Below are 13,753 nucleotides of genomic sequence, written 5' to 3' on the forward strand. Positions count from 1 at the left end.
GGACATCGGCAGCCCTTAACGCTAAACCTCGGAGTCGTAGCGTCCTTCCGAAAACTGCGAGCGCCGGAAGCGGGCCGGGGTTACGCCAAGTTTGGACGTAAATACCCTGGTGAAGTAATGCACGGACTCGAATCCGCAGCAGACGGCAATCTCCTTGATCTGCCGATCCGTATGGAGGAGCATATGCTTTGCCTGCTGCACGCGCTGCTCCTGTACATAATGGACAAAGGATTGATGGCCGTATTTGCGAAACAGCCGGGTTAAATGACGGGTCGTGATGTGGAGATGGCCCGCCACGCGCTCCAGCGAGAGCGGTTCGTTGAGGTTGTCCTTGATAAACAGTTCGGCCTGATGAAACATGGAGGTTCCTTCATCGTTTGCTTCGGCACCGGAAGGCTCATGGTGGAAGCCCGGGCCATGGACGGTCAGAAAGGATACTATCAGTGATGCGGCCAAACTGTTCAGCATTTGCGGCGGGTGCTGTTTGCCGGAACCCGTATGAAACAGCGATAACAGCGAAAGCCACAATAATCCGGACGCCTGCCGGGCACCTTCTGTAACCACCGGATTGCCTTGTTTGGCCAGCAACCGGAACGCGGCCGCATAAAACTCGCCGGTTGCCGTTTCTTCCGGTTCAAAGGCGACATAGCATAAGGCCAAGCCATCCTTGCTTCTTATTTGATGCTGGACGCCCGGCCGTGAGAGAAACAGCGTGCCCGGATAGAGATGAAACTCTCTTTCGCCTTCGATATAGGTTCCGTTGCCTGTTAACACGTAACAAGCTTCAAAAAAAGAATGCTTGTGCTCCGTATTGTCGTAGTGGCGCGGCATGAACCCCCAGTAATGGATCCGGATGCTCAGCTCCTGTTGTTCAATACGGCTCAAGGTACGATTTAATATGGAATTGGCCCGCTTGAATAACGGGATGAAAGCATCGTCATCGATTTGCATGGGAGATGGTTCTCCTTCGTTCATAAGGCAATGTCATCTGCCTTTAATATAGGTTGGATGTATCTTGGATTGTCTCTCTATTATATATCACAAGATAAGATATAAAGAAAAAATGGGTATAGTGATGTAATGCATAGACAGCTACATAAGTTCTTCACAAGTCGCTGTTATGCTATGAATATTCAATATAAGAGAGGAGTTCGTCATATGTCAGCAAAAAAACGATTAAAGCCGCTTATTCTGGTTGCCTTTGCATCCCTCATCCTCGTGCTGGGCGCCTGCGGAAATACCGATGGCGCGAATCCGGATCAAGCGGAGAGCGTGGATACCACCGGCGGCATGGAAGGCATGGATCACGGCAGCATGAACCATTCCGGATCGGGCGAGGTTCCGGAAGGGTTGAAGACTGCGGACAATCCGGCCTATGCGGCCGGGACCCAAGCGATCATCGAATCCGACCACATGCCCGGGATGAAGGGGGCCCAAGCAACGATAGTCGGAGCTTACGATACGACAGTGTACACGATATCGTATACGCCGACGAACGGCGGGCCCGAAGTGAAGGATCATAAATGGGTCATTCATGAAGAGCTGAAGGATGCGGGCAAGGAGCCCCTGGAGCCGGGAGCGAAAGCCGTCGTGAATGCGGATCATATAGAGGGGATGAACGGTGCGACTGCCGTTATCGATTCCGCCGAGCAAACGACGGTCTATATGGTGGACTTCACGTCAACATCCGGAGAGGAAGTCAAGAACCACAAATGGGTCACGGAGAGTGAGTTATCTCCGGTCCAATAACGTTCATCGAATAAAACAATCGCTCCCTTGAGATCAAGAGAGCGATTGTTTTTTTATGCTCAAGGAGGGTGATTCAGCTTCCTTTGATCTGCTGCAAGGCGGCCGTCACTTCCGGATACCGGAACTTGAAGCCGTGGCGCTGGGCTTTGGCCGGAAGGATCCGCTGGCCCTTTAACAGAATAAGCGACATTTCGCCCAGGATGGCTTGGAGCATGAATGCAGGCAGGGGCAGCCAATGCGGACGGCGATAGACCTTGGAGACGCTACGGCCAAATTCCTCGTTCGTGACCGCGTGCGGGGAAGCGGCGTTCACGGCTCCGGAAATGTCTTCGTGCCGGATGCAATAATCGATTAATTCCACGATGTCGTCGATATGGATCCAGGAGAGCCATTGCTTGCCGCTGCCGATGTTGCCGCCGACTCCTAATTTATACGGCAGCAGCATTTTGGGGAGGGCACCGCCTTGATCGCCCAGCACGACGCTGATGCGCAGCTTGATTAACCGGTCGACCGGGATGCAATCGGCTGCCTGCTCCCATTGCTGCACAACCTCGGACGGGAAATCCATGATCGTGGCCGGACTGTCCTCATCAAACGCTTCAAACTCGGATGTACCATATATGGCCATTGCCGATGCTTGAAGAATGACCGGAGGTTTGTGCTCCAGGCGCCGCATCAGGTCCGCTACGGCAGTTACGGTTCGTTGCCGGGACTGAAGAATTCTCGTCTTGCCTGCTTGCGTCCAGCGCTGGCTCAGGGAGGAGCCGGCAAGGTTAACGAGTGCGTCCAAGCCCTCGAACCGCTCCGGATGGGATTTCATCTCATCCCAGGTTAAGTAGGATAATGACCCGTTCTGCTGCACAGCGGGGATCTCCGGCTTTGACCTGGTGACGATGATCATGTCATGTCCGTCGCGCAGCCAGCGCTTGCACAATGCTTGGCCAATGAAGCCGGTACCCCCGCAGATGGCTATTCTCATGAGTGAACCTCCTTGTTAAGTTATCATCAACCCTGATAAAACATGGCCGGGAATCATTACCCGTCATACGCTGAAATGAGCTGAGAAGGGAATAACGATACGTTTCTTGTCAGAATCGTAAATCCAATATTATACAACCCATTATACAGGAAATGCGGCATGGCACCGCTATATGATATTTCAGTCAACGCTTCAGCTTCTGCCTGGCTAGGAGCGGAAAGAAACCGAAAAAAACAGTTTGCCGCACCCCATGCCTTGGAGCCAGGGGGTGAACAAACTGTTTTTTGCGCAAGTGCAAGCCGGTCGATTTAACACGCAAACGCCTGCCTTACGATCGCCGCCGCCTGTTCCAGTTCTGCTTTGGTGATGATGAGCGGAGGGGCGAAGCGGATAATGGCTTCATGGGTTTCTTTGCATAGCAGGCCGAGATCTTTCAGTTTCTCGCAATAGGATCTGGCCGGGACCTTGAGCTCCATGCCGATGAATAGACCTCTGCCGCGCACCTCCTGGATATCGGGATGCGGGATGGACCGAAGCAGCCGGAGAAAATATTCGCCGAGCTCCAGGGAGCGAACCTCCAGCCCTTCCTCAATGAACACGTCCATGGAGGCGATGGCCACCGCGCACCCGAGCGGATTTCCGCCGAAAGTGGAGCCGTGGGAACCCGGCTCGAATACATCCAGAATATCCGCGTCCGCCGCCACGGCGGAGACGGGAAAGACGCCGCCGCCCAGCGCTTTTCCAAGAATGTACATATCCGGCTCGACGTCCTCCCAGTCGCAGGCAAAGCGTTTGCCCGTCCTGCCGAAGCCGCTCTGGATTTCGTCCGCTAGCATGAGGACGTTGTGCTGCCTGCACAGCTCCCGTGCCCCGCTCAGGTATCCGTCAGGCGGAATGACGATGCCGGATTCGCCTTGGATCGGCTCCACGAGAAAAGCGGCCGTATTCGGTGATATCGCCTGCTCCAGCGCCTCAAGGTCGCCATAGGGAATGACTTTGAATCCCGGCGTAAACGGACCGAAGTCCTCGCGGTATTCGCGGGACGAGGAGAAGGAGGTAACCGTGATCGTTCGGCCGTGGAAATTGCCCTCGCAGACGATGATTTCGGCCTGATCTGCCGGAATACCTTTCTTCCGGTAAGCATAGCGACGCGCTGCCTTAAGCGCGGTCTCAACCGCCTCGGCTCCCGTATTCATGGGAAGAATCATCCCTTTGCCGGTTAAAGCGGACAGCTTCTCGTAAAAATCGCCCAGCTGATCATGATGAAATGCGCGCGAGGTCAGGGTCACCCGATCCGCCTGTTCCTTTAAGGCCCGGATGATGCGGGGATGACAATGACCTGCGTTTAGCGCCGAGTAGGCGCTTAACATATCGATATACCGTTTGCCATCTGTATCCGTCACATGAATGCCTTCAGCTGAAGCGATGACGATGGGAAGAGGGTGGTAGTTTTTTGCGCCGTACCTTTCGGCTTTCTCGATATGAGGATTGGAAGGGGCCATGGCGTAACCTCCTTGGGAGTCTAAAGAAACCGCAACGCGGAAAATACAGCATGCCCGCGCAAGAGGCTTCTCATAATCAAGCATGATGCCATGACATTAAAATGTCATAAGATGCTTTCGCCCAGCATGGAGGCGATTAAACCGACAAGCAGCCGGGACGTCTTCTGTCCGCGGTCCAGCAGCGGGTTGTTCTCCACGAATTCGGCTGACGTCAGAATACCGGATTCCGACAGCATCTCCATGGCCAGGTGCGCTTCCCGGTAGCTGAGCCCGCCTTGAACCGGCGTTCCTGTTCCCGGTGCGATCTTCGGGTCGACACTGTCGATATCAAAGGAGAGGTGAACGCCATCCGTTCCCGCTGACGATATGCGGATGGCTTCCTCCATGACCCGGAACATGCCCATGCGGTCGATATCCTGCATCGTGAAGCAGGCGATGCCTTCCCGGCGGATGAAGTCCCGCTCGCCCTGATCAAGTGAGCGCGCGCCGATGAGCACGACATGCTCCGGCTTAATGGTTGATTTAACGCCGCCGATCGAGGTTAGCCGCCGGTCGCCTTTTCCCAAGCTGACAGCCAGGGACATGCCATGGATATTGCCGGTCGGGGTAGTATCCGGCGTATTGAGATCGGAATGGGCATCGATCCAGATGACGCCCAAGTTGCGGTAATGCCGGGTAAGTCCGGCGAGCGTGCCGATTGCTATGCTATGGTCGCCGCCGAGCACAAGAGGGAAGGTGCCCGCTACTGCCAGGGCGGATACGCGCGCTGCCAGCTGCTCGTTCATCGTCACGACTTCTGTCAAATGTTTTAATCGGGGATGGTGCGCTTCATCCTTGCGCTCGGGGAGCGCAGCAAAATCATCGACCTGGTAGGTTACACCGAGCGCGTTAAGCTTGCGTTTCAGACCGGCTCCGAATATGGCGTCCGGTCCCTGTCCGGCGCCGCGGCGGGTAGCTCCCCGGTCGAAGGGCACCGGGATGATCGATACGGTGGACGGAAGATTGTTCATCACTTTGCTCACCTCCACTTTGTAACAGTGTATTCCGGAGCCGGGCTGAGTGACTTGGGCAAAGCCCTATACAAGCTGAGCAAATATGGAAGGTTTTGGGTTGAACGAGAAAAAGAAAAACACCCTTTATGCATGATTCATGGAATGACTGCAGAGAGCCCCATGAGACAGCATGAAGGGTGTTAATGATGTGCAATTCGAATTAGGTTTCATCGCATGCTTACGCGGCATGCACGACGTTTATTTTATCGTTTTATTATAGGTCTCGATCTTGGAGCTGATCTCCTGAGCAGCTTTATCCAATGCTTCCTGCGGTGTTTTCTGACCGTTCAGCACTTCCTCGATGGCCGTTTCCGTCAGCTGGCGGGCCTCAGGGAACACGCCCATGACAGCGCCCTGCGTTGCCAGGTTGGCGGTCGTTTGATGCAGTTGATCCACCGCGGTCTGGAATTGAGGATATTTCTCCAGGTTTTCTTTTACCAGGGACTCTTCGTAAGCTTTGGTCGTGACCGGGAAGTAACCCGTGTTGACATGCCAGTAGGCTTGGGTTTGCGGCTCGGCCAAATACTTCATGAATTCCCAGGCGGCCTGCTGCTCTTCTTCCGATTTGTTGTTCATCAGCCACAGGCTTGCACCGCCGATGATCACGCCGCCTTCGCCGCCGTCAGCCGGTTTGGGCAGGAATGCCGTGCCGACTTCGAATTTGCCTTCCGCTGCGCTGACGATACCGCGGAGCGAAGCCGTGGAGTCCAGCGTCATGGCGATTTGGCCGGCTGCAAAGGCTTTTTTGGTGTCATCCGTTTTACGTCCCAGGTTCAGCAGGACTTTATCGTCCAGCATTTGCTTCCACCATTCCAGCGTTTTCACGGCAGCGGCATTGTTGACATGCGAAGCGGTTGCCGGAGAAGTGCGGCCGTTGCCGTTGTTCAGCAGCTCAACGCCTTGGTTCGCAAGGAATTGCTCCATGAACCAGCCGTATATTGCGAAGGATGCGCCGGTTTGGCCGCCTTTCGTTAGCGCTTTAGCCGCTTCCGCTACCTCTTCGTAGGTTTTTGGAGGATTTTCCGGATCCAGACCTGCCGCTTTAAAGGCATCTTTATTGTAGTAAAGGATCGGGTTGGAGGAGTTAAACGGCATCGAATACAATTTGTTGTCGAATGTATAATAATTTTTGATATTCGGTTCCAAGGAGGAAATGTCGTATGCTTCAGCATCCATGAAGTCTTGAACCGGACGAATCGCCTTGGTGTCCATCATGAAACGGCTGCCGATTTCGTACACCTGAATCATGGTCGGTCCGCTGTTCGATCCCAATGAAGCCTTCAGCTTGTTCAAGCTTTCATCGTACGTGCCTTGAAACACGCCCTCTACCTGAATATCCTGGTGGGCTGCGTTAAAATCGGAAATCAGCTTGTCCGCAACGGTTCCGAGCTCACCGCTCATGGAATGCCACCAAACGACCTTAACAGGTTCCTTGGCCGGTTCGCTGCCGGCGGCAACGGTCGTTTCTCCGGCGGCTGGCGTATTGCTGCAAGCGGCGCTGATCAGCATAAAGCAGGAAAGCAGGAGCAGCGCGAAGGACCTTTTACCAAAACGTTTCATGATCGGTTAATCTCTCCCTTTTTGAAAATAGTTTTTGAAAATAAAGTATGGTTTGATCTATCAGAAATTGCGTGAGCCCGTTTGATATCGATAACCGGCACGCAAGGCTGATCCAATATGGTCTACTGGGTCGGCATCGTGTCCATTAGCCCTTCAAAGCACCTGCGGTGATGCCGCGTACAAGGGGTTTCAACCCGAGCGCAAGCAGCAGCAGGGAAGGCAGCAGCAGGAGGAGCACGCCGGAGAGTATCAGATTCCATGAGTTCATCTCTTCGAACTGCAGCATGCCGATCCCGATTTGGACGGTTCGCATCTCGACCCGGTTGGTTGTCAGAAGCGGCCACAGGTACATGTTCCAATTATTCAGGAACGAGTACACGCCCAGCGTGGCGATTCCGGGGATGGATAACGGCAGCACCATGCTCAGGAAAATGCGGACATGTCCGCAGCCGTCCACGCGGGCCGCTTCAAACAGCTCCTTCGGCAGCTGCAGGAAGGTCTGCCTGAGCAGGAAGGTTCCGAAGGCCGTGGCCAGAAATGGAATGATGAGCCCTTGATAGGTGTCCAGCCAGTTCAGGCTTTTGACCGTCAAGTAATTCGGAATCATGATCACCTCCCACGGGATCATCATCGTCGCGAGAAAGAGGCTGAACAGCAGCGTTTTTCCCGGGAATCGCAGGAAGGCGAAAGCGTATGCTGCCAGACTCGCGGTCACGATCTGTCCGAGCATGATGGCAATGGAGACAACCAGGCTGTTTCCGATAAAGGTAAGGACAGGAATCGTATCGATCACCTTGGCGAAGTTGGACAGATTGACGGCTTCGGGAAGCAGAGGCGGCGGATAGACGGCCGATTCGGCCTCGCTCATCAGCGATGTCGACAAGGTATATAGGAGCGGGAAAAGAACGACCAACGAACCGAGAAGCAGCGCGATGTAGATGAAGCTTTTGGGCATGAGACGCATGTTCATTGGTAATGCACCTTCTTCTCGACGAATTTAAATTGAAAGACGGTCAGCAGCAGAATGATGGCAAACAGGATGAGGGCCTGCGCGCTGCCGATGCCGAAGCGAAAATTGACGAAGGCATCCTGGTAGATGTTGAAAACCATGACGTTGGTGCTGTTCATCGGACCGCCTTTGGTGAGGATGTTGATTTGCCCGAATGCTTGGAAGGCACCGATAACCGATACGACAGACGTGAAGAATAACGTAGGGGAGATTAGCGGCATCGTAATCCGGAAGAACGTTCTCAGCGGACCGGAGCCGTCAATCTTGGTGCTGTCATAGATATCTTCGGACACGCCCTGCATGCCGCTCAGCATGAGGATGTAATTAAATCCAAGATTCATCCAGACGGTCATGATCGCGATGGAGATCATGGCCCATTTCGGATCGGTCAGCCATTGTATGGGCTGCGTGCCGAGCAGCGACAGGAAATAATTCAGCACGCCCAATGTCGGATGATACAGAATCATCCAGATCATCGAGCCGGTACCGACGGACACGGCCATCGGAAGCGAGAAGATAAAGCGGAATATTTTCATGCCCTTGAGTTTGTTGTGCGTCAGGGCAGCCAGGAGAATCGCAGCCGCCATGCCGGTTGGAACCGTCAGCACGATGAACAACAGCGTATTGCCAAAGCTTGTATAGAACATGTCGGAGGCCAATATTTCCCTGAAGTTGTCGAGTCCTACGAATTCCGCTACCCGGCCTTGCGGATCGGTCAGGAACAGGCTAAGATATACCGACTTGAGCAGCGGGTAGAATAAGAACAGGCCGAATATGAGCAGCGAAGGCGCTAAACATGCATAAGCGAGCAGAATTTCTCTGCGCCTTGTTCTCTTGATCGAGACGGGTTTCGCCGCGGTTGATACCTCCGGCTCGTTGACGTTCGGCGATAGAGAGTGCCCCGGAGAAGGAAGCGTGAATTCTTTTTCCATCATCATGTTTTACCTCACTTTCCAGCTTGGCCTTACAGCATTGAGTATAGGAGCCGGATGTAAAATCCAGTAAGGGGTTTTGTAAGAATACCGTAATTTATTGCCGGACATGGCAGTTGCTGAAGGCAAGCTTGCCAGTGCCGGTACAAGAATATTCCATTCCCTAAAAGCTTGCACGTTGAAAAGAGATGTGATATCTTATACCTGTAACCGGTTACACATGAATGAGGTGATGACGGTATGGCAACGATCAAGGATGTGGCGAATCAGGCGGGCGTATCCGTAGCCACGGTTTCGCGGGTTTTAAATGGAAACGGTTACGTGCATGAGGACACCAGGTCCAAGGTGGAACAGAGCATTCGAGAGCTGAATTACACGCCGAATGAAGTGGCGCGTTCTTTATACAAGAGGAAATCCAAATTGATAGGACTTTTGCTTCCCGACATCATGAACCCCTATTTCCCGCAGCTTGCCCGCGGGGTAGAGGACGAGATGCAGGAGAATGATTACCGATTGATCTTCGGAAACAGCGACGAGAGCAAGAAGAAGGAAATGGAGTACATTCAGACGTTTGTCCAGAACAATGTGGTTGGCGTCATCTCATCGACCAACGATCCGGATGCCGACATGTATACGGGACTGAACATTCCCGTCGTGTTTCTCGACCGCACCTCGTCGGACCGCCCTTCCGTGTACGCGGATGGCCGTCAGGGAGGAAGAATAGCGGCCCAGGAAATCGTGCGGCGAGGGAGTAAAGCCATAACGGTAATTCAAGGTCCGGCGGATGTGCGGCCTGCACAGGAACGTTTTGAAGGAGCTGTCGAGGTTCTGGAGCAACAGACGGCTGCGTATCAAGTGCTGAAGACGACATCGTTTTCTTTAACCGATGCCGAAGAATTCGCCCAGAAAGTGTTCAGCGAATATCCGGACACGGATGGCATAATCGCGAGTAACGATATTATGGCATCCGCTGTGGTGAAGGAAGCGTTTCGGCTGGGGAAAAGGGTGCCGGAAGACGTGCAAATTATCGGATTTGACGATATTCTGCTCAGCAGGCTGCTGGCCCCGCCGCTGTCAACGATTCATCAGCCGGCGTACGAAATGGGCCGGGAAGCGGCCAGATTGCTTATCGGACTTATCGAAGGGCAGCGCATAGAGAAAAGCAATATCGAATTCTCGGTTGAATTCATAGAGCGACAGACAACGAGAAAGGTGGAATCGTGATGGCAAAAATCGTGGTAATCGGAAGCGCGTCGATGGACTTGGTGGTGACCTCCGCCAAGCGCCCCGGCGCGGGAGAGACAGTGCTAGGCGACAGCTTTAAGACGGTGCCAGGAGGGAAGGGAGCCAACCAGGCCGTCGCGGCGGCAAGGCTGGGTGCAGAGGTGACGATGGTTGGCTGCGTCGGTGATGATTCCTTCGGCGAAACGATTTTGAGCAATTTGCAGTCGAATGGTGTTATTACGGATTATGTGGAACCGGTTACAGGTATGGAAAGCGGCACGGCGCACATCATTTTGGCAGAGGGAGACAACAGCATCGTGGTGGTGAAGGCTGCCAATGATCGGATCACTCCGGAATACGTAGATCAGGCGGAAAAGGTAATCCAGGCGGCGGATATCGTGTTGATTCAGCAGGAGATTCCGGAAGAAACGGTGGTGCACGTGAGTGCGATATGCGCCAAGTATCAGGTGCCATTGATGCTGAACCCCGCTCCTGCCCGTCCGGTGCCGAGCGTCGTTATTGAACGGGCGGCATACATTACGCCAAACGAACATGAAGCCGCTATCCTGTTTCATGACGAGCCGCTCGGCGACGTGCTGCGCCGGTATCCGAATAAACTCATCGTAACGGAAGGGAAAAAGGGCGTTCGTTATTTTGACGGTATGCAAGAGATCGTGGTTCCGGGCTACAAGGTTGAAGCCGTAGATACTACGGGTGCCGGCGATACATTCAACGGCGCATTCGCCGTGGCGCTGGCCGAGGGCATGAGCCTGACCGACAGCCTCAGATTCGCGAACCGCGCCGCTTCCTTGTCGGTTATGAAGTTCGGAGCGCAGGGCGGAATGCCGTCGCGCCTCGAAGTGGAAGGGGGCCTTGGATCATGAAGAAGAACGGCATGCTGAACAGCCACATCGCGAAAGTGCTGGCGGATCTGGGGCACACCGATACCATCGTGGTAGGGGACGTTGGCCTTCCGATTCCTCCAGGCGTTCCGAAGATCGACCTGGCGCTTACGCTGGGGACGCCGAGCTTTATGGAGGTGGTGGAGGCGATCGCCGACGATATGGTCGTTGAAAAAATCGTCATTGCTGAAGAAATGAAGCGGGATAATAAGGAAACACTGCATGATATACAGGCACATTTTCAGGATTGCGAGATCGAGGCTTGCTCTCACGAGCAGTTCAAGGAACGGACGAAAAACGCCAAGGCGGTTATCCGTACAGGCGAAGCCAAGCCCTATGCGAACTGCATTTTGCAGGCCGGCGTTCATTTCGGTTAAAGAGGAGGAAGCATCATGAACATTCAGATGACGAATATCCATAAATCCTTTGGCACGAACCGGGTGCTGGCGGGCGTGGACTTTGATCTCCGGGAAGGAGAGGTTCATGCCCTGATGGGAGAGAACGGCGCGGGCAAATCGACGCTGATGAATATTTTAACCGGCCTTCACAGCCGGGATGAAGGCAAGATCTTGATCGACGGTCAGGAAACCTATTTCGCGAACCCGAAGGAAGCCGAAGAGAGAGGCGTTGCCTTCATCCACCAGGAGCTTAATATCTGGCCGGAGATGACGGTTCTGGATAACTTGTTTATCGGCAAGGAGATGACATCCGGACTGGGATTCCTCAACATGAAACAAATGAAGGCGCTTGCGAAGGAACAGTTCGACAAATTGGCGGTGACGATACCGTTGACGCAGGAGGCGGGGGAATGCTCCGTCGGCCAGCAGCAGATGATTGAAATCGCCAAGGCGCTCATGACCAAAGCGAAAGTCATCATTATGGACGAGCCCACGGCGGCACTGACCGAAAGGGAAATCGAGAAGCTGTTCGGCGTCATCCGCTCGTTGAAAAAGCAGGGCGTATCCATCGTTTACATTTCCCACCGCATGGAGGAGATCTTCACGATCTGCGACCGGATCACGGTTATGAGGGATGGCAAATCCGTGGACACCAAGCCGATTCCCGAAACCAACTTTGACGAAGTCGTCAAAAAGATGGTCGGCCGGGAGCTGACCGAGCGATATCCCACACGGCATCCGTCTCCGGGCGAACCGGTGCTGGAAGTGAAGAATATTACCGGCAAGGGCCGGTTCGAGAATGTGAGCTTCTCGGTCCGAGCCGGCGAGATCGTAGGGGTATCCGGTTTGATGGGCGCGGGGCGCACCGAGATGATGCGAGCGATCTTCGGGCTGGACCCGCTGGATAGCGGGGAAATCTGGGTACGCGGCAAGAAGGTTCATATCAAGAAGCCGGATGATGCCGTGAAACACGGCATTGGATTTATAACGGAGGACCGCAAGGATGAAGGACTGGTGCTGGATTTCTCGGTCCGTGAAAATATGGCGCTGCCCAACCTGTTCAGCTTCTCTTCCAGAGGATTCATCTCCGGGAAGAAGGAGCAGGATTTCGTGGATACCTTGACGAAGCGGCTGCAGATCAAGACCCATTCATCCGAAACGCACGCCCGCAATCTGTCGGGGGGTAACCAGCAGAAGGTGGTTATCGCCAAATGGATCGGCATTGGGCCGAGCGTGCTCATCCTGGACGAGCCGACCCGGGGCGTGGACGTAGGGGCGAAGCGCGAAATTTACCAGCTGATGAATGAGCTGACCGAACGCGGCGTGGCGATTCTGATGGTCTCGTCGGAGCTGCCGGAGGTCCTCGGGATGAGCGACCGGATTCTCGTCGTTCACGAGGGCAGGATTTCCGGTGAACTGGACCGCGAACAAGCCACGCAGGAACACATCATGACTCTAGCTACAGGGGGACAGTAATATGACAACTATTAACGATGCCAAGGCGGGAAAAGGGTTCAAGGTCTCAGGTTTGACGCAAAAGCTCGGTCCGCTGCTCGGACTGATCATTCTGATCGTCATCGTTTCCGTCCTGAATCCAAGCTTCTTGGAACCGCTTAACATTCTGAACCTGCTGCGTCAGGTATCGATTAACGCACTGATTGCCTTTGGTATGACGTTTGTTATCCTGACGGGCGGCATTGACCTGTCGGTCGGTTCGATTCTCGCGCTATCCAGCGCATTTGTCGCCAATATGATGGTGGCCGGGTTTGACCCGATTCTCTCGATCATCATCGGCGTTGCGCTTGGCGGCGTGATGGGCATGATCAACGGTCTCATGATCACCAAGGGGAAAATGGCGCCGTTTATCGCCACCTTGGCTACCATGACGATATTCCGGGGACTTACGCTGGTTTATACGAACGGTAATCCGATTACCGGGCTTGGCGACAGCCTTGTATTCCAATTGTTCGGCCGCGGATACCTGCTGGGCATTCCCGTGCCGGCCATTACGATGATCATCACGTTTGCCGTGCTGTGGGTCATCCTGCATAAAACGTCGTTTGGCCGCAAAACGTATGCCATCGGCGGTAACGAAAAAGCATCGCTTGTATCCGGCATTAAGGTACCGCGCGTGAAGATTATGATCTACTCCTTGGCAGGGATGCTGTCCGCGCTGGCAGGCGCGATTCTGACCTCCCGTTTGAATTCCGCGCAGCCGACAGCGGGTACCTCCTATGAATTGGATGCCATCGCAGCCGTCGTGCTGGGCGGCACAAGCCTGACCGGAGGACGCGGCCGGATTGTCGGCACGCTGATCGGGGTGCTGATTATCGGAATTCTGAACAATGGGCTCAACCTGCTCGGCGTGAACTCATTCTATCAAATGGTTGTCAAAGGTGTCGTAATTGCGATTGCCGTACTGCTCGACCGTAGAAAATCGGCTTAA

13 protein-coding genes are annotated in these 13,753 nt (G+C 54.1%); 6 read left to right on the forward strand and 7 right to left on the reverse strand.

Translation table 11 applies throughout. The annotated features are described in order from the left end of the window. Positions 1–21: 21 nt before the first annotated feature. Complete coding sequence (locus tag MHI43_RS10095; protein WP_036665836.1) at positions 22–951, reverse strand: AraC family transcriptional regulator; 930 nt, start codon at positions 949–951, stop codon at positions 22–24. Between the two features lie 207 nt (positions 952–1,158). Between MHI43_RS10095 and MHI43_RS10100 the strand changes: the two genes are divergently transcribed. Beyond that, entirely contained in the window at positions 1,159–1,749 is a 591-nt protein-coding gene (locus MHI43_RS10100) for a YdhK family protein (protein ID WP_036665835.1), read from the forward strand. A gap of 73 nt (positions 1,750–1,822) precedes the next feature. On the opposite strand, the gene MHI43_RS10105 is transcribed toward MHI43_RS10100, so the two are convergent. The 6 genes from MHI43_RS10105 to MHI43_RS10130 form a co-directional block, all read right to left on the reverse strand. Next, positions 1,823–2,728: a TIGR01777 family oxidoreductase gene (locus MHI43_RS10105; RefSeq protein WP_036665834.1), complete on the reverse strand. Its 906-nt coding sequence runs from the start codon at positions 2,726–2,728 to the stop codon at positions 1,823–1,825. A gap of 308 nt (positions 2,729–3,036) precedes the next feature. Continuing rightward, positions 3,037–4,230: an ornithine--oxo-acid transaminase gene (locus MHI43_RS10110; protein ID WP_036665833.1), complete on the reverse strand. Its 1,194-nt coding sequence runs from the start codon at positions 4,228–4,230 to the stop codon at positions 3,037–3,039. Between the two features lie 104 nt (positions 4,231–4,334). Further along, entirely contained in the window at positions 4,335–5,240 is a 906-nt protein-coding gene (gene rocF / locus MHI43_RS10115) for an arginase (protein WP_015734373.1), read from the reverse strand. 240 nt (positions 5,241–5,480) lie between these two features. Further along, positions 5,481–6,842 (reverse strand): ABC transporter substrate-binding protein, encoded by a 1,362-nt coding sequence (locus MHI43_RS10120; protein ID WP_036665832.1) that lies wholly within the window; start codon positions 6,840–6,842, stop codon positions 5,481–5,483. 145 nt (positions 6,843–6,987) lie between these two features. Then, positions 6,988–7,812, reverse strand: a complete 825-nt coding sequence (locus MHI43_RS10125) for a carbohydrate ABC transporter permease (RefSeq protein WP_036665831.1) — start codon at positions 7,810–7,812, stop codon at positions 6,988–6,990. After that, the gene (locus MHI43_RS10130) at positions 7,809–8,789 is read right to left on the reverse strand and encodes a sugar ABC transporter permease (RefSeq protein ID WP_036665830.1); all 981 of its coding nucleotides are present in this window, start codon (positions 8,787–8,789) and stop codon (positions 7,809–7,811) included. Before MHI43_RS10130 ends, MHI43_RS10125 begins: the two co-directional genes overlap by 4 nt. A gap of 234 nt (positions 8,790–9,023) precedes the next feature. Between MHI43_RS10130 and MHI43_RS10135 the strand changes: the two genes are divergently transcribed. From MHI43_RS10135 to rbsC, 5 genes are read left to right on the forward strand one after another with little or no spacing between them, the layout of a single operon-like run. Beyond that, the gene (locus MHI43_RS10135) at positions 9,024–10,007 is read left to right on the forward strand and encodes a LacI family DNA-binding transcriptional regulator (RefSeq protein ID WP_036665828.1); all 984 of its coding nucleotides are present in this window, start codon (positions 9,024–9,026) and stop codon (positions 10,005–10,007) included. Beyond that, a complete protein-coding gene (gene rbsK, locus MHI43_RS10140) occupies positions 10,007–10,891 on the forward strand; it encodes a ribokinase (RefSeq protein WP_036665826.1) in 885 nt (294 codons plus the stop codon). The genes MHI43_RS10135 and rbsK overlap by 1 nt, the downstream gene beginning before the upstream one ends. Beyond that, positions 10,888–11,286, forward strand: coding sequence for a D-ribose pyranase (rbsD, locus tag MHI43_RS10145; RefSeq protein ID WP_036665823.1), 399 nt, complete (start codon positions 10,888–10,890; stop codon positions 11,284–11,286). Before rbsK ends, rbsD begins: the two co-directional genes overlap by 4 nt. A 15-nt stretch (positions 11,287–11,301) precedes the next feature. After that, complete coding sequence (locus MHI43_RS10150; RefSeq protein WP_036665821.1) at positions 11,302–12,783, forward strand: sugar ABC transporter ATP-binding protein; 1,482 nt, start codon at positions 11,302–11,304, stop codon at positions 12,781–12,783. A 1-nt stretch (position 12,784) separates the two neighbouring features. Continuing rightward, complete coding sequence (gene rbsC, locus MHI43_RS10155) at positions 12,785–13,753, forward strand: ribose ABC transporter permease RbsC (protein ID WP_015734380.1); 969 nt, start codon at positions 12,785–12,787, stop codon at positions 13,751–13,753.

The sequence above is a fragment of the Paenibacillus sp. FSL H8-0457 genome (genome assembly GCF_038051935.1).
Classification (GTDB): Bacteria; Bacillota; Bacilli; order Paenibacillales; family Paenibacillaceae; genus Paenibacillus_AQ; species Paenibacillus_AQ lautus_A.